The 17,746-nt window shown below is 41.5% G+C and carries 13 protein-coding genes; 9 read left to right on the forward strand and 4 right to left on the reverse strand.

Going from position 1 to position 17,746, the window contains the following annotated elements; all coding sequences use genetic code 11:
- Positions 1-585: 585 nt before the first annotated feature.
- Positions 586-3,366 carry a GAF domain-containing sensor histidine kinase gene (locus HWQ37_RS08570; protein ID WP_292745841.1) on the forward strand — a complete coding sequence of 927 codons (2,781 nt, stop codon included), beginning with the start codon at positions 586-588 and terminating at the stop codon, positions 3,364-3,366.
- Between the two features lie 467 nt (positions 3,367-3,833).
- Positions 3,834-4,604, forward strand: a complete 771-nt coding sequence (locus HWQ37_RS08575) for a hypothetical protein (RefSeq protein ID WP_292745842.1) — start codon at positions 3,834-3,836, stop codon at positions 4,602-4,604.
- 192 nt (positions 4,605-4,796) lie between these two features.
- On the opposite strand, the gene HWQ37_RS08580 is transcribed toward HWQ37_RS08575, so the two are convergent.
- A complete protein-coding gene (locus HWQ37_RS08580; protein WP_292745844.1) occupies positions 4,797-4,985 on the reverse strand; it encodes a hypothetical protein in 189 nt (62 codons plus the stop codon).
- 127 nt (positions 4,986-5,112) lie between these two features.
- Between HWQ37_RS08580 and HWQ37_RS08585 the strand changes: the two genes are divergently transcribed.
- A complete protein-coding gene (locus HWQ37_RS08585) occupies positions 5,113-5,490 on the forward strand; it encodes a hypothetical protein (RefSeq protein WP_292745846.1) in 378 nt (125 codons plus the stop codon).
- A 174-nt stretch (positions 5,491-5,664) separates the two neighbouring features.
- Here HWQ37_RS08585 and HWQ37_RS08590 read toward each other — a convergent pair whose 3' ends face one another.
- The gene (locus tag HWQ37_RS08590; RefSeq protein ID WP_292745848.1) at positions 5,665-6,519 is read right to left on the reverse strand and encodes a phosphate/phosphite/phosphonate ABC transporter substrate-binding protein; all 855 of its coding nucleotides are present in this window, start codon (positions 6,517-6,519) and stop codon (positions 5,665-5,667) included.
- Between the two features lie 181 nt (positions 6,520-6,700).
- Between HWQ37_RS08590 and HWQ37_RS08595 the strand changes: the two genes are divergently transcribed.
- Positions 6,701-7,615 (forward strand): Tll0287-like domain-containing protein, encoded by a 915-nt coding sequence (locus HWQ37_RS08595; protein ID WP_292745849.1) that lies wholly within the window; start codon positions 6,701-6,703, stop codon positions 7,613-7,615.
- 107 nt (positions 7,616-7,722) lie between these two features.
- On the opposite strand, the gene HWQ37_RS08600 is transcribed toward HWQ37_RS08595, so the two are convergent.
- Complete coding sequence (locus HWQ37_RS08600; protein WP_292745851.1) at positions 7,723-9,102, reverse strand: serine/threonine-protein kinase; 1,380 nt, start codon at positions 9,100-9,102, stop codon at positions 7,723-7,725.
- A gap of 370 nt (positions 9,103-9,472) precedes the next feature.
- Between HWQ37_RS08600 and HWQ37_RS08605 the strand changes: the two genes are divergently transcribed.
- Complete coding sequence (locus HWQ37_RS08605) at positions 9,473-9,727, forward strand: hypothetical protein (RefSeq protein ID WP_100902628.1); 255 nt, start codon at positions 9,473-9,475, stop codon at positions 9,725-9,727.
- A 3-nt stretch (positions 9,728-9,730) separates the two neighbouring features.
- Positions 9,731-10,990, forward strand: coding sequence for a murein transglycosylase A (mltA, locus tag HWQ37_RS08610; RefSeq protein WP_292745865.1), 1,260 nt, complete (start codon positions 9,731-9,733; stop codon positions 10,988-10,990).
- Positions 10,991-11,137: 147 nt separating this feature from the next.
- On the opposite strand, the gene HWQ37_RS08615 is transcribed toward mltA, so the two are convergent.
- On the reverse strand, positions 11,138-12,007 hold the full coding sequence (locus HWQ37_RS08615; protein ID WP_292745856.1) for a DUF5895 domain-containing protein: 870 nt from the start codon (positions 12,005-12,007) through the stop codon (positions 11,138-11,140).
- Between the two features lie 687 nt (positions 12,008-12,694).
- Here HWQ37_RS08615 and HWQ37_RS08620 point away from each other — a divergent pair.
- The 3 genes from HWQ37_RS08620 to crtD all read left to right on the forward strand — a co-directional run bounded on the left by HWQ37_RS08620 (position 12,695) and on the right by crtD (position 17,368).
- Positions 12,695-12,880, forward strand: coding sequence for a hypothetical protein (locus HWQ37_RS08620; protein WP_292745859.1), 186 nt, complete (start codon positions 12,695-12,697; stop codon positions 12,878-12,880).
- Positions 12,881-13,345: 465 nt separating this feature from the next.
- On the forward strand, positions 13,346-15,508 hold the full coding sequence (locus tag HWQ37_RS08625; RefSeq protein WP_292745861.1) for a pentapeptide repeat-containing protein: 2,163 nt from the start codon (positions 13,346-13,348) through the stop codon (positions 15,506-15,508).
- 345 nt (positions 15,509-15,853) lie between these two features.
- Positions 15,854-17,368, forward strand: a complete 1,515-nt coding sequence (gene crtD, locus HWQ37_RS08630) for a C-3',4' desaturase CrtD (protein ID WP_292745863.1) — start codon at positions 15,854-15,856, stop codon at positions 17,366-17,368.
- Positions 17,369-17,746 lie beyond the last annotated feature (378 nt).

Consider the following 17,746-nt stretch of genomic DNA (forward strand, 5'->3'; position numbering starts at 1 on the left):
ATGGAGCGCCTAACTCATGACTGGAAGTCACGAGTGTGCGGCTTGCAGAAATCAAAATAGTTACATTCAACATAAAGTCAGCAATTAAACGGGGAATAATACAATTCCCCAGCTAAAAATATTTTAAAAAATTACTACTAATTCATTTATTGCTTTGAATAAATCTGAATTAATTGAATCAATGGGCAAAAATGTTAAAAAAATATTTTTAATTTCAAGAAATTATTCAAACAGTAAATTAAGTAAAATTACTGAAATAATTTAATCATTGAGAATATAAAATTAGTAAATATCAATGATTAAAATTTATTAACTTTAGACTTGAAAAGTCTTTAAAGATACAACGGTTTGATATCTTCCTAAATCCACTTTACAAAGAGAGATCGAGCAAAATCTCTGACACTTTTCAAATATCCTCTGAATCTATCTCCAAAAATATTTGTAATAAATCTATGCCCCTAGCAACACATTAGTAGCAAGAATTTCTTGAAATGGGATGAGAATCAAAGCATTGTAAGTTGAAAATTCCGATCTGGGACAATTAATTATAAAAAATTATACTTTCCGTTATGGTGTATATAAGCAATGACACTTAGGGATAAACCAAACGAGTTGCAGCAAACCTTTGGCCAAGGAACTTTACTGCACCGGATGACAAAACAGATCAGGCGATCGCTCGACCTTCAAGAGATATTAACAACTACTGTTAGCGAAGTGCGTTTGTTTTTGGGTGCAGATCGGGTGAAAATGTATCGCTTTGATACTGATGCTTGTGGTGAAGTCATTGCAGAATCTATTGATGAACAACGTCTGCCATCCTTATTGGGGCAGCGCTTCCCTGCTGATGATATTCCAGAAGCTGCCAGAGAGATGTTTTTGTTAGTGGGGCAACGTTCGATTGTCGATGTGGTAAATGAGAAGATCGGGCTATCACCTCTACAGTCAAAAGAAACTGGCAAACGTTTACAAACTAACATCTACTATCGCCAAGTAGACCAGTGTCATATTCAATACCTTAAAGCAATGGGCGTGCAGTCTTCATTGGTAGTACCAATTTTAGATTGCGATCCACAAGAACAATCAGCAAAGCCGAAATTGTGGGGATTGTTGGTAGCTCACCACAGCGAACCGCGAAAGATTTTGAAGCGGGAACTAAAAGTATTGCAGCAAGTTGCCGATCAGGTGGGGATTGCGATCGCTCAAAGTAATCTACTCACTGAAGCCCGCGCCAAGCAAAAGCGAGAAGCTACTATTAACCGAGTTACCACACTCTTACATAAACTGCCGACCATCCAATTGCAGGGAGCATTAGAAGAAGTTATTACTGCCTTGAGTGGAGTCGGTGGCAGACTTTACATTGCAGAGAGTCAAGAACTATATACCTGGGGCGACCAACCGACACTCTCCTACGAGTTTGATAACATTATTATCGAACAGCATCCCATCTGGGAAAGCTGGATGGCTGAGTTTCCACAAGGTAATATTTGGGTAACTACTGACCTCTATAAAGAATCACATTTGCGAGTTTTGGCTTTAGCATTCCGTTCTACTGAAATTCGCGGACTCATGGTGATTCCCCTAAATTACCGCGAAAAATTTATCGGTGTATTAAGTATTTTCCGCCCTGAATTTGAAACAGAAATTTTGTGGGCGGGACGATGCGAACAAAATCGGCGACAACTTTTACCCCAACTTTCCTTTGAGGTTTGGCGAGAGCAGAAAAAGGGGCAAGCATCTGAGTGGAAATTGGAAGACATCTTATTGGCACAAGCCTTATACGATCATTTCTCAATGGCAATTCAGCAGCAGCAAATGTATAAACAGGTACAATCCCTAAATGCCAACCTAGAACGGCGGGTGCAAGACCAAACTGCTGAACTCGAAAAATCATTACTGTTTACGAAAGTCATCAAGCAAGTCACAGAGCATATTCGCCGCACATTAGACTTGCAAGCAACTCTGCAATCCATCGTTCGGGAAGTCCGTCCCCTGCTAAATTCCGACCGAGTGCTGATTTTCTCCCTGAAGACTAAATCAGTGATTGTAGAAGAGATTAATGGCAATTGGCAGTCAGCTTTGGGAGTGAATGCACCACCAGAATGCTTTCCTGATGAGTATACCCGTCTATACTGTCAGGGTAGGGTACGGGCAATTAACAACGTTTCAACAGCTTCTTTAACTGATTGTCATCGAGAGTTTTTGCAGAGTCTGCAAGTGCAAGCAAACTTAATAGTTCCGATTAATATAGGTATGCAACTATGGGGCTTACTAATTGCCCACGAGTGTGAGGCCCCCAGAAATTGGCAGGATATAGAAATTGATTTATTGCAGCAGCTGGCAGATCAGGCTGCGATCGCTATTCAACAAGCACAACTCTACGAACAAACCTCTAATGCCGAAACTGAAGCCAGAAATCAAGCTGTTCAGTTAGAGCATACCTTACATAAACTCCAAGAAACACAGACAAGATTGATTCAGACCGAAAAAATGTCCGGCTTAGGACAGTTGGTAGCGGGTGTCGCCCACGAAATCAACAACCCCGTTAACTTTATTTACGGTAATCTCTGCTACGCCAGTGACTACACCGAACAACTGCTAGAAATTGTACGTCTCTACCAGCTACATTATCCCCATCCCCATAGTGAAATTCAAGGTGCGATCAAAGCGATCGATTTTGAATTTTTGGTAGAAGACCTCCCAAAAATTATGACCTCAATGCAAGTAGGAACCGAGCGCATCCGCTCAATAGTGCTATCCTTACGCAATTTTTCTCGCTTGGATGAGGCTGAAAACAAGCGTGTTGACCTACATGAAGGCATTGACAACACCTTATTAATTTTGCAATATCGGCTTAAAGGAAATGCTGAATTACCCCGCATTGAAATAATTAAAGATTATGGCAATATCCCACTGGTAGAATGCTATGCCGGCCAAATGAATCAGGTATTCATGAATATTTTCAGCAATGCCATAGATGTCCTGGAAGTAGGGAGTGGGCAGTGGCAAAATCAGGGGGACAAGGAAAATAACTCATGCTCAATTCCAACTATCCAGATTTCCACTAAAGTCTCAGCAGACAACTCTCGTCTGTTAATTCGGATTAGTGACAACGGGCCCGGAATGACTGAAGACGTGAAAAAGCGAATTTTTGACCCGTTTTACACTACCAAGCCTGTGGGCAAGGGTACAGGATTGGGACTAGCAATCAGCTATCAGATTATTGTCGAAAAACATGGGGGAATAATGGAGTGTATTTCAGAACCTGGCAAAGGTACAGAGTTCTGGATTGAGATTCCTATCAAGCCTCCAGCTAAAATAGTTAACCAACAATACGGAATGGGGGATGAGGACGCAGACGAAGAATAACTATAGGCAATCAAGGGTGTGCAATATATTGAATTTGATTACAAATCATTTAAAAGTAAAGTTTAGTTGCAAAAAAAAATCCTCCCATCCACAAGTGATACTCTGATAGTTGAAGCTAGAAAAAAGCTTTCTTGGCAGATATAACAGCTGCATTTGGAATGTTAGTAAGAGGTAAAGGACGCTGTTTAAATTACATCTGTCTCGTCAAAATACAGCAACACCCAACGCGAAAACTGCTATTTCCTCAAACGTGGAAGATTAGGGGGCCCTGTAACTGATTTTCATTACTTGTTTACAAAACAAATGAAAGTTAGTACATCCCTGGCTATGATCAACAAAAAGAGGGGATAGTTCAGCGAGTAGAGGTTTGGGTGTTGTTGTGTTTAAAGAGAAGTCTAGAATAAAGCCTCCTCTGGGTGTAAGATTATACGAAGTTGAATAACGAGAAACAGTTGAAATAGCGCCTTATGTCAATAATTGCGCTCAGAGCGTGGTATCTACAAGATTATGAACCGATTCCAGAACTGGAAAAACGTCCGCCCGACATTCGCTTAAGCAAAAAAAGTCTGCTGAAATCAGCATTGCGAGCAGACTTTTTGGAAGACAGTGAAGAAGTTAAGACATCAACTTGGTTTGGGCGCTATTTGGAAGGGGAGAATATTGAGTTTTATATTGAAGGCAGTGGTGGCTATTGCGTCTCTAACATTGACTTAATTAGTCATGAAATTTATTTCACCAAGCAGGGGGTGTTGGCTCAGTTAGAACCAACGATTTTTTTATCGTATCAAACTGAGTATGCGGCAGCGACAAATATTCTCAAAGAAGAACTGCGAAAAAGTTTGGAAAATTTAAACTTGCGATCGCGTCTTCCTCTAACATTAGTAGAATCCTCTCGTCCTAGCGGTGCTACTTTCCGAATTAACCGCACAATCATGCGGAAAATCCGTAAGAGTTTGTTATTTATCGCTGACACTACACCCATTGCTAGCATTGAAGGTAAAGAAACCCCCCAATTAATTCCCAGTCCGAATGTCTGTATTGAGATTGGCTATGCCATCCAAAGTAAGCGTTCTGAACAGATTTTACTAGCGCAAATGCAACGCCCAGACTTTGAAGGTGAATTTCCCTTTGACTTACCGACACAGCAGATTTTGCAATTCCAAGACACTACAGAACTGAATAAAATCCTGACAGAGACGATTAAGAACCAGCTAGCACGATTCAAGTTGTTTTTTTGACTTCTTCTACTGTTGAGCATTTGCGCTTACTCTTGTAAACCTTATGACGAGCTAACAGCTTAATTCCCCAGTAGGACTTGCTGGTTGTTTTTTATTATCAGTTTATGCTTTACAAAATTTAGCAATAACAATGCCCTCTGTAACAAGAGGGCTTTCTTGTAGACCTTAGACTATTACTTCAAGAACTTTAGACTAATTCCCTTTATTCCTATCTAGCTTCTCTTGGATAGCTTGACGGCAAAACTCTGGCGGGTCTTCTTGTGCCTTCACCTCTTCCTTCATCTTTTCAGTAGCACGAAAACTAATAGTAGCTGTCATGGGTTCCTCACCTTTTGGTTGTGCTGGCTCAAAATTCTGTGGGTTCCCTTTAGGATTAGGCATTGTTGAGATATGTAAATAAGACTTGATACTAATGTTTGCGAGGGAATAGAGTTTTAAATCGGTGAGCATATTGTCTGGAAAACTTGTAGCTCACCGATACCACTTTTACAAGAGGTAACTCTATTTTATGTTTACGCGTTCCGAGTTAGAAATCAAAACCATCAAAGAACTGAGTGAGCTGTGCTTACGCTACGGCATCAAACCAACTGGGAATAAAGGGTACAAGACCTCATGGATTACATCTTTGATGGTATTCCCTCAAATGGCGTTATCCCAGTTTGAGCCAGGTAAAGGGTTAAAACCTCCTACTTTTGCTTTCATGCAAGCACTGAGTAACGCTATAGATGAGATGAACGCTCCTACAGATGAGCAAGCTGCACTGATCAAAATCACGATGGAAGGGAGAATCATGAATTACCCAGATAGGTACACTCAAGAAAAACTGCTAGCTTTGCATAAAGCAAAAATGTATCTAGAGTTAGCACTTGGATTATTGAGTAAATAAGTTAATTCTTTAATCAGTACTGCAAGACCCTTTAAAGGGTCTTTTTTGTGAATCCACTAATAGGTATAGTTTAATACATATTAATTGTGCTTATATGCGGAAAGTAGGGTATTTGAGCATTATGATGACCATTTTAGAGAAAGCAAAGGCTGAAAGTATTGTTATTGCTTTAATTTAGAATAAGCGAACAGGTTTATTTTGCAGCTTGGAACTAATTGAGCTTACCCGATCGACCACAGAAATCATGTATTTGTAATCTGGTACTTGTCCGTTGGGTACATACCCCACTTCTTGAGCTAAATCTGAAGACGATTCACTCATTACTTTGCGGATAAACTCTTGACGGTTACGTTCTACATTCGGCCCAATCAAGACCACACCTAATGGTACATAGTGAGGGTCTTTAAATAGTATGCGGAATTCAGTTGGGGCAAACTGGGAACTGTAGAGACTTAATTCTGCCTCCGAGACGGCACAGGCGATCGCTTTTCCTTGAGCCACCAATTCCAGCGCGGCTTTGGGTGTGGGTGCAAATAGGATGTCAGCCAGTGTTGTACCATAAAGATTGTAAAGAGGAAAATAATATCCTGTTGCAGAACCTAACTGTCCTAAAGCCACGGTTTTGCCTTGTAGCTGTTTCAAGTCAGTTATCGGGTTATCTTTGCGAACAACGAAGATGGAACGTAAATTACTAATACCTATTAAAGGAAATAGGGGAACATATTGGTAGCGTGCGATCGCAATAGCCGCTAAACCCGGTGGAGCAAATACCAATGACCAAGCACGAGCCTCAAGGCGCTCAACTGCTCTATTTTCATTAAAAACAGGCTCTAGCTGAATCAAAGCATTTGTCTTTTCACCTAAGTAACTATTAAATTTAGCATATTGATTAATTATCTGGTCGCCTCCACCATAGTTGATCACACCAATAGTTAATGTGTCCTCAACCTCGCCTTGTGGTTTGCAAGCAGCAAATGTAAAACCTAGCAAATGAAACAGAAATAAACGACGGGTAAATCGCACAAACATTGCTAATTATGGTTAAGGAAATAATTTGGCTTTTAGGACTAATTTAGATAAATTGAACTGCTGCCGAAATAGGTGATATTGCAGTCAAAAATTAATATTTATTTAAATATTGTTGAGATGCTTTCTAACAGGTATAAATAAATATTAGACAAACTCAGAGACTATCTTCATTGGTTAGGTTATGTTAAACAACATTACGTTAAAAAACCTAAAAATAGGTGCTAAATTTAACCTGCTTTTAACATTAGTTTTCATCATCAGTATTTTGGGAAGTAGCGTTGCCTTATCCAGTGTACTTCAAGGGAGAGCGCAAAATGAAGTAACTTCTCAAGCACAAATTCTCATCCAAATGGTGAATGCAGTTAGGGACTATACACAAAATCGTATAGTTCCCCTATTAGAACCTAGATTAGATACTAGCCCAACCTTCATGCCTGAAGTAGTACCAACTTTTTCCTCTAAAGAGGTTTTTGAGAATTTTCGTAAAAAGCCTGAATTTAAAAACTTTTTTCATAAAGATGCAACACTTAATCCCACAAATTTAGCAGACAAAGCTGATAATTTTGAAACTCAACTTGTCGAGCGTTTTCGCAACGAACCCAATACTTTAGAAATTACTGGCTTTCGTAAATTGTCAGAAGGCGAAGTATTTTACATTGCACAACCATTAAAGATTACACAACAGAAATGTTTGCGATGTCATTCTACACCAGATCAGGCTCCTAAGACTCAGTTGGTAAATTATGGCTCAGAAAATGGTTTTGGCTGGCAACTCAATCAGATTGTTTCTGCTCAAATAATTTCAGTTCCTTCTCAAGATATTTTTGCCAATGCCAAACGGACTTGGATATTGATAATGGGACTTTTAATTACGATCTTTGCGATCGTAGTTTTCTTAATCAACTTCTTAATTAAAAAATATGTGATTCAGCGTATCAGAAGAATCGAAAAAATAGCTCAAAAAGTTAGTGTTGGTGATATGAGTGCTGATTTTGAAGAAAGCTCTCATGATGAAATTGGCGGATTAGCAGAAGCATTTAATCGGATGAAAGCTAGCTTAAAAATAGCTCTGGAGATGCTGAATAGTCAGGGATAATAATTCGTAATTCGTAATTCGGCTTCTCTACGAGACGCACTCGCGTTTGCTTGGCAATCTAATTCGTAATTCACGGAGAGAAAAATGCAATATTTAAAAAATAAAAATCAAGAGAGTAGGCGCTGCTCAAATTGCAAAGCTTTTTGAGGTTCGGGAATTTGTGATGCTAAAACTTTCACAAATTCTACACGAGAAATTTGCCCAGAAGATTTAACAGTCTTTTGGACTAAAAACTTAGCTATTGGGCCAATAAAATTAGCTAATTCTCGCTCACACTGATTCACAAAGCTGTCACTGATTACTTGAGGCTCTTGATTTAGTAAATTATTTGATTTAATTTCAGACTTAGTAGCAACTTCTTGTAGTAAAGTAGCTTTTTCCAGGAGGAATATTGTTTTCTTCTTAAAATCAATTTGTTGATTTTCTCGAAGATGAAGGGCTAATTGACTAATTAATTCTTCAAGATTGGATGCTGATGCCGCAACTTGTCGTAGTAATCTTGAGGCGATGGGGCCGACAAATTCTAAAAGAATTGTTTCTAAGCGGTTGTAACTTTCCCCAGACAGGATAGAAGCGGGCGGATAGCCAATTGAGTTTTGTTGAAAAACCGAAGCTTGAGGCGGTTCTGTAAAAGATGGTGGTTGAAGTGATTGCGCTTCTACTCTAGTATTAAGATGCTCAAGTAACCCTAAAACTTCAGCCGCAGACTGATAGCGCTGTTTAAAGTGATGTAGCACCATTTTAGATAGCACAAATGCCAACTCAGAACTGACGTTAGCTTGATGCTGCCAAGAAATTTCTCCTGTATCTGGGTCTTCCTCAAAGTTTATCGGATGTACCCCTGTCAGCGATTGTATACCAATAATGCCCAAGGAATAAATATCACTGTTGGGGCGGGGCTTACCTTGCCCCTGTTCTGTAGACATATATCCGGGAGTACCAATGATAATAGTAGCCCTCGTGCGCCCTGGAATTGTCAGCAGTTGAGTTTGGACTTGTTTAACTGCGCCAAAGTCAATCAGCACTAACTTACCGTCTTGTTGCCGCCTAATTATATTGTCCGGCTTGATATCTCGATGGATAACGTTCTGGCTGTGAATAAATTGTAGAATACCCAAGACTTGTTGGACAAGTTGAATTACTCGATCTTCTGTCCAATGTTGATTGGGGAATAGTTCTGCTTTCAGAGTATGCCCTTCAATGAACTCTTGCACCAAGAAGAACTCTTGGTTGTCTTCAAAATAGGCTAAAAGTCGAGGAATCTGGTCATGGTGGCCTAATTGTTCTAGTGTTTCTGCCTCACTAGTAAATAGCCGTCTGGCAGTTTCGAGAAATTCTGGGCTACGAGTGACGGGCTTAAGGTGTTTGACAACGCATTTTGGGAAACCTGGTCGATGGGTGTCTTGGGCAATGTAGGCTTGACCGAATCCACCTCCACCTAGAACTTGGAGGACTTGATAGCGTCCGTCTAATAATTGTCCTAACATTGTGTCACAACCCTTAAGTCCTCAAACTAATCTTGGCACAACTACCAGCTTTGGTAAGGTTTGTTGAGACAGAAAGTAGGTACATCTTTATAAGGAACTGCTTAAAGGATTACGCGTCTAGGGTGAAGAGTTATTGGGCATTGGGCATTGGGCGTTAGGAGTGCTGAGTGCTGTTAGCGGTAGCGGGGCGTTTAGCCCGTGCTGAGTTAGGAGTTAGGAATTTTGTTTATCTCCCTCATCTCCCTCATCTCCCTCATCTCCCTCATCTCCCCCAGTCCCTAGTCCCCAACCTCCCGTATGCTTACCCTTTCCATTCGGGGGTTACGTGGTTAACAATGGGTTGAATGTTTTTTTTAAATGATTCAACTTTATGGCTAGAACTGCAAATGAATATGCCGTATACCTCCTACTGGAAAGCGGCCACCGAGAAGAAGTACGTTTTCCTACTATTCAAGAGTTTCAGAAATGGTATAGCGGCGAACTTGTGCCAAAATCTGCTTCTAATGACTTTATTAGCGTGCCGATCAAAAATATTCAAGGGGAATATATGGTAGTACGCCCTTCTCGGGTCGTAGCAATCCGGGTAGAACCCATTTTTAGTTCCAGTGTTGAAAGATTCAACTAAATGATGAGAAAAACCCTTGCTTTGCTTTCCTTGAGTTTAGGAATTGCCCTTGTAAATCCTCTCTGGTCGGCTGTTGCTCAGGTTCCTAACTTACTGCCGTTGCCAATACCGACTACTCCCGATCTTCTACCTCTGCCAGTACCAACTACTCCTGAAGTCACGCCACCGCTAAAACCAATCACCATTGGCAGCGATTGTACAGTCCGGCAGACTTGCTTGGGTTGGGATGACCAAATTTGGGGTCAAAGAGGTAAAACAGGCGATCGCAAGGCGCTGTTGGCTTCCATTGATAATAGTTTGGTTTACCTAGCAAAAAGTGATGCGATCGCAGCATATCAAAATTATCCAGTTCGGGAAATTACCCTCGATCGCGTCCAGAGGAGTTTGCTACGTTTCCGCCAACTGGTTGTCAGTTCTAAGTCAGCAGCGCAATTACAAGCCTCTGTCCGCCGTGAGTTTGTCTTATACCAATCTGTGGGCAACGATGGCAAAGGTACTGTTAAATTCACTGCTTATTACGAACCTGTTTATACCGCCAGCCGTGTTAGGACTGCAATCTATAAATATCCCATTTATCGGCTACCACCTGATTTTAGCCAATGGACTAAACCCCACCCAAAAAGAATTGATTTGGAAGGGAAGGATGGTTTACAAGGGAATAAGAGCAAGTTACGCGGTTTAGAACTGCTTTGGTTCCGCGATCGCCTAGACGCATACATGGTACATATCCAAGGTTCTGCCCAAATTAAATTAACCAATGGCAAAAAAACATCAATTGGTTATGCAGGTGGAACTGATTACCCCTGGACTAGTATCGGTAAAGAACTGGCGAAAGATGGCAAACTTCCACTAAATGGATTGACAATGCCACGGATGATTGCTTATTTCCGGCAAAAACCCCAGGAGTTGAGCAATTATCTGCCGCGCTGGGAACGATTTGTTTTCTTCCAAGAAACTGGTGGTACTGGTGCTACAGGAAGTATTCATGTGCCAGTAACAGCAGAACGTTCTATTGCTACAGATAAGTCTCTCATGCCACCAGGAGCGCTAGCGCTGATTTACAACTCCTTTCCCTATCCTGCTGGTCGTGGCAAACTAGAGAATCGTACTGTCAGCCGCTTTGTGCTTGACCAAGATACAGGAAGCGCCATTAAAGGCCCGGGACGGGTGGATTATTTCATGGGGTCTGGTAAACTAGCGGGCGATCGCGCTGGGATCACAGGCGGCAATGGTTCACTATACTACTTGTTGCTCAAAGAATAGGGTATTGGGCATGGGGCGTGGAGAAGAGACAAGGTAGACAAGGTAGAGGGGGGAGACAAGGGAAAGACTTGTTCAATAATTCCCCCTTGTCTCCCTTGTCCCCTTGTCTCCTTTGTCCCCTTATCTCCCTCATCTCCCCAGTCCCCTCTAATACGGCGGATAAGCAAAATCATCTTCATCAGCATAAACGTAAGAGTTGGAAACTCCTGCCATTGCCAATTTAGGGGTTTCTGATTTTACAGGTTCCTTGCCAAAATCTTTGTATTCTTCAAAAGTCTTACAAATCATTGCAGACTCAAGAGCATCGGAAGCGATTAAATATTGCGTCAAAGTCCCGACTGTGGGATGTTTGTAGTCTACAGTTGAAGCTACCAAAACTGTATTTGGTTCAATGCCTCTTTCTTCACACTCAATAATCGGGCAAAAAATCCCGTGAGCCTGAAATAAAGGGCCTTTTGGTGTCAAAGGTTGCTTGCGGTAGATAGCATAAGCTTTTTCTAGTTCAGCAACAAATCCATTAACTACTTTGCCTTGTTGATATTCGCAATAGGTTTTGCTGAAACTCGCTCCGGCTGCACCATTGAGAGTTAGTTGTAATGGTGATTCATGTAAAAACTTTTTATTCTCACCCACTATAAAAATTAGATAGCGAGTAAAGGTTTTAAATTTAAGTTTGTCAGCTAAAAAAGCATCATAATTCTCTTTGAGAGTACCCAATTTTAAACCACTTTCCCGGTCTTTAACAGACAATGGCCCCCGACGCACTATAACCAAGCGTGGAGTGGCGGTAATAAAGACTGTTTCTACTCCAGAGCTAAATTCATGCTCTACTTGCTGCCAATTTTCATCTGGCACAAAGCCAACAGCATTGGCATTATCCAGCTTAATCGCCAAACCGTGAGATTGTATGCCATCTGTGCCATACCGAGGATTAATCATCTGACACCAGGGAAGGACTTGAGAAGGCGGTGCATTAAATTTCTCGTCTTCAAAGTCGAAATTAGCAGATGCTTTCATCGTTTTAGGCTATCAAAGTGTTTTATTGAACAAGGTTATCGGCAGGGGCGCTGAGGAAAGGAGAGCCAGTTATGTGCTGTAGTTCCCAAAGTTTAGGAACTTAAACTGGCGTAGTAGTTTTTCCAGAGTAAGACAGAATCAATCTATCTTGCAATCCCTGTTTGGTTTTTTGACAACAGATTTTTACTTTGGCATCTCGCAGTCTGCCGCCAATTTTCTGCTATTTTGGGCGAGAATCTCATAAAATCACTCAATTAGTACTTACACAAAAATTCCCAAAAAGCTTAATTTATCGTAGACACGTAGTCGTTTGTCGCAGTCTACGCCAAAACGTGCCAGTGTTGTATGTATTTCTCCCCTTTGAAAAGTCACTGTGCTAACTGTCTTTCAAAAAGGCTTGCTCTAAATTCCCTGCTTAAAAAGCAGGGTTAGGATAGGAAGAATCAAGTCTTAAGCAGGAATTACGCACTGAGATCCCCTAACCCCCTTTATAAGGCAGGGCTGTTTCATTCCCTATCCTATAAAGATGTAAAATAACAAGCGTCGAGGGGATGAAAACAATATTTACTGAAAAAAGAGGGCTAGTCCTAAGTCTGAGCAAATTGGAGAACAAACAAGGTAGTGAAATTAGCACAGTTCAAAATTTGATTGCGCTATTAGATATTGAGGGTGTTGTTTTCAGTTTAGATGCTCTACATTGCCAAAAAAACCTGCAAGCTAATTATTGATAGTGGCAATGACTATGCGATCGCAGTCAAAGCAAATCAAAAAAATTTGCATCGCCAAACTCAACATACTACAGATAATTCCAAGCCAACCAGTAGGCACATCGCAGCAGAAAGAACTCGAAACAGATTTACAACACGCTTATAAAGGGGGGAAACAAGAAATCTAGTTCCCTCCCTAATACATACGGGGAGGGTTAGGGTGGGGTAAAACCTTGGGTTTTTCAGCTATTTCAGACTTGTGTGTACACCGTAGCCCCAAAGCATCGGGGGAGGGGAGACAAAGCATAGTTTTGGTTTAATAAGTAATTAAACGAGCATTATATTATACAACGCATTACATCCAAAATTTTTGTATTTTCTTTATTTTGCCAAAACTCGGAATATTGCAGAGTACAGTTGTATAAAATCTCAGTGATACCAATTCTCTAAAATCCGCCACTAGATTCAAACCCCCAAACCCAGATTTAATCTCACTTTCTTAATTAGGACTTACGCACAAATAACGGAAAACGAACCACAGAGGACACAGAGTTCACGGAGAAATGAGAGTTTAGGAGGGTTTTTGCGTAAGTCCTGTTAATTACGAATTACAAATTACGAATTAGTGATTATGCCGCCAGACTACTCCGGTCAAAATCTCCAAGGTCGCTCTTTTAAAGGTCAAAACCTGACTGGGGCAAACTTTAGCAAGGCGGATATTAAAGGAGCAAATTTTACCGACGCAATTCTTAAAGATGCTGATTTCACAGGTGCTAAGGCTGGACTACAGCGACGTTGGACTATTGGGTTGCTTATGTCCTCATGGCTGCTATCGGGAATATCAGGGTTTTTCTCAATTACTTTTGGTGTATTTGTAGCATATCTTTTTAACACCGAAGCGCAAAGGACTGCAAACTTCATCGCGGGGATAGTCTGCCTAATTGTGATGCTGGTTTTTTGGATTATTACCATTTATAAGGGTTTGACAACAGGTTTAGGAACCGTAGCCTTTGCTTTTGCCTTTGCCTTTGCCTTCGCCTTTGCCGGAGCCGTAGTTTTTACCGGAGCCGGAGCCGAAGCTTTCGCCTTTGCTTTAGCCTTCGCCGTAGCCGTAGCCGTAGGCTTCGCTGGAGCCTTTGCCGTAGCCTTTGCAGGAGCTTTCGCCGTAGCTTTCACCGGAGCCGTAGCCGGAGCCTTTGCCGTAACCGTAACCTTTGCCGTAACCGTAGCTGTAGTCTTAGCCTTGACCGTAGTCTTAGCCTTGACCGTAGCCTTTGCTTTAGCCTTCGCCTCAGCTGTAGCTGGAGCCGGAGCTTTTACCGTAGCCTTCACCGGAGGCTTTGCCGTGGTCTTTACATTATTTAGTGCTTACATTGGCTGGCGTAGTCTTGCTGGAGATGAAAAAGAAGCTTGGGTTCGCTCATTTGCGATCGCTTTTGCAGCCACAGGTGGTACAAGTTTTTATAATGCTGATTTAACTGATGCTGATTTTACTGGTGCAACTCTTAAAAATACAGATTTGAGAAAGTCCAATCTAACACGCACTCGTTTTTATGAAGCTAAAAAATTAGACTTTGCTAGAGTAGACAACTCGATATTAGCTAAACGAGATATTCTCAATTTGCTAGTCACTGGCAATGGTAGAGGAAAATCTTATGCTGATGCTAACTTAAAAGGTGCAAACCTGATCGGTGCAGATTTAAAGGAAGCAAATCTAAAAGATGCTGATATTACAGAAGCCACCTTCCAAGGTGCTTGTTTAGAGCGGGCAAACCTAACTCTAGCTCAAGCTGTAGGTACTAACTTTACCAACGCTCAAATGACAGGTGCTTGTATTGAAGCATGGAATATTGAAAGTACAACTAAATTGGATAATATAGATTGTCGCTTTATCTATCTTCTGGAAAACCCCAAACCTGGAACCGATGACCGTGAACGTCGTACCAGTAGTGGCGAGTTTCAACCAGGAGAATTTAGCAAGCTGTTTGAAGAGGTTTTGAATACTGTTGATTTAATTTTCCGCAATGGCATAGACTGGAAAGCTTTTGTTAATGCCTTCCAAACAGTGCAAGGCCAAAATGAAGACACAGAGTTAGCCCTACAGAGTATTGAAAATAAAGGTGATGGCGTTGTTGTCGTCAAAATAGGTGTACCTTTTGATGCTGATAAAGAAAAGATTCATAGCGATTTTACGCAAAATTATCAGCTAGCATTGCAAGCTGTAGAAGAAAAATATAAAGCACAATTACAAGCTAAAGATGAGCAAATAGTCGTTTATCGCCAACAAAGTGGAGAGATGACAGAGATTGTAAAATTATTAGCGAATAAGCCGATTAATGTTCAAGTTGACAATAAAGTTGAGAATAAAAATATGACTAACAGCAATGATGCCAGCCGTAAAATTGAAATTGGCAGTGTTGGCAGAGATTTTAATGCCAGTGGACAAGCTTTAAATTTAGGTGATATTAGCGGTACGGTAACAAATATCATCAACGAGTTACCAGCATCACCCGAACCTGATAAACCGGGAATCAAGGAACTATTGACGCAATTGCAAGCAGTAATTGAGGCTGATACAAATTTAGCTCAAGAAGATAAAGCTGAGGCATTAGAGCAAGTAAAAGCCTTAGCAGAAGCTGGGAAAAATCCCCAAGAGGGGGCGGTGCAAAAGGCGGCGAAAACGGCTATTAAGATTTTAAAAGGGACAATTTCTAGTTTACCCAGTGCCGCGAAGTTGGTTGAACAGTGTAGCAATCTGTTACCGCTGATTTCAACTTTTTTGGGTTTAGGGTAGAGCCAGGGCGAATGGAATTCGCGGCTATACAAACAAAGCCCACCTCCGTGGGCTAAGGGACTTCCAAATAAAAAAATATCCAATTAATTCTTGTGGGGTGGGCATCTTGCCCGCCATATAAGTTGGGCGGGCAAGATGCCCACCCCACAATATTGGATAATTTATTTCTTGGAGTTCCCTAAGAGAAAATTAAGGTTTTTTAACCCGCGTAGGCGGGTTTTGCCTGTGTAGACGCGGTTTATGACCGCCCTTTTATCTGCGATGCCTGCGGCGGGCTACGCCTACGCTTAGAGATTAAGGTAAAATTATGAGTATAAGTGTTAAGAATTTTAAAAAAACTCATCAATGTCCAGCATTTCTCTTGACAAAAGTAACTCTCATGTTGTCGTTATCGGTGCGGGAATAGGTGGACTGACTACTGGAGCATTATTAGCTCATAGAGGTTACAGTGTCTTAATTTTAGATCAAGCTCTCGTACCTGGAGGCTGTGCTTCAACGTTTAAACGCCAGGGATTTACCTTTGATGTGGGTGCAACTCAGGTCGCGGGGTTGGAACCAGGGGGAATTCACCACCGCATTTTCTCAGAATTGTCAATAGATTTGCCGCCAGCAACGCCTTGTAACCCTGCTTGTGCGGTTTATTTACCTGGGGAAAGCACACCCATCAACGTTTGGCGCGACCAAGAGAAATGGCAAGAGGAACGACAAAAACAGTTTCCTGGTAGCGAACCATTTTGGCAGTTGATGGCAACTTTATTTGATGCTAGTTGGGAATTTCAAGGACGCGACCCGGTACTACCGCCGCGCAATTTATGGGATTTGTGGCAGCTAACGCAAGCAGTACGTCCCAGTACATTAATTACCGTACCTTTCACTTTGTTCACGGTAGGAGATGCTTTACGGTTATGTGGATTGGGAAATGACCAACGACTGAGAACTTTTTTAGATTTGCAACTAAAGCTATACTCCCAGGTGGATGCAGAACAGACAGCATTACTTTATGCAGCTACGGCGTTGAGTGTATCCCAACTGCCCCAAGGATTGTTTCACCTCCAAGGAAGTATGCAAGTATTAAGCGATCGCTTGGTACAATCTTTAGAGAGAGATGGCGGCAAACTATTGATGCGCCACACTGTAGAAGACATCAAAGTAGAAAATGGTAAAGCTACTGCTGTAGTTATTAGAAATCAGAAAACTGGCGAAGTTTGGACAGAAGCAGCCGACCACATAGTTGGCAACGTCACCGTGCAAAATTTGGTGCAGTTGTTAGGAGAACAAGCCCCATCTGGTTATAAAAATCGGGTGGAAAAACTGCCCCAAGCATCGGGTGCGTTTGTAGTTTATTTAGGTGTAGATGCCAGTGCGATTCCGCTTGGGTGTCCTCCTCACCTCCAATTTCTGTACGATGTTAATGGCCCCATTGGCGAGAATAATTCCCTATTTGTTTCCGTCAGTCATCCTGGAGACGGTCGCGCACCGGAGGGGAAAGCGACAATTATCGCATCTTCATTTGTCGATCCTGCACAGTGGTGGCAGACTAAAGATTATGAAGGACTAAAAGAAAAGTTTACCGAAGAAGCGATCGCTCGTCTTGCTGAATACTTTTATCTCAAACCAGAAACCATTATTTATCAAGAAGCGGCAACACCCCGTACCTTTGCCCATTTTACAGCCCGCGATCGCGGTATAGTTGGTGGCATCGGTCAAAGAATTCCTACCTTTGGCCCCTTTGGGTTCGCCAATCGTACACCAATCCCGCATCTATGGTTAGTTGGTGACTCCACCCATCCAGGCGAAGGTACTGCTGGGGTGAGTTATTCGGCGCTAACAGTAGTCAGGCAAATTGAAGCGCAAATCTAGTAATTTGTCAATAACTAATTGATAGATAAATTCCTTGTAGAGACGGCGATTTATCGCGTCTCTCCAACCGTCAAAATGAATTTGACAGACCACTAGTACCGCAAGGCGGAATTCAAAATTCAAAATTCAAAATTCAAAATGAATACAGCATAAGCGTTTGGTTAATCTGGAATGGGTGGTTTATTTACGCCGTGCTGTACTAGTACAATGTCTAAGTTAGTAATGAAGAGTTTGTAGTAAGGACTTGAGTACTTAGAAAATAAGGACTAAAGTCCTTACTACAAACTTGTTTACAACTATTTAGATAGAGCAGAAATTTTATGAAATACTATAAATCATACTTATAACCGATGGCAAACAGGACGCAAAACTGATGAA

This window comes from Nostoc sp. NMS4 (assembly GCF_017115095.1).
Classification (GTDB): domain Bacteria; phylum Cyanobacteriota; class Cyanobacteriia; order Cyanobacteriales; family Nostocaceae; genus Nostoc.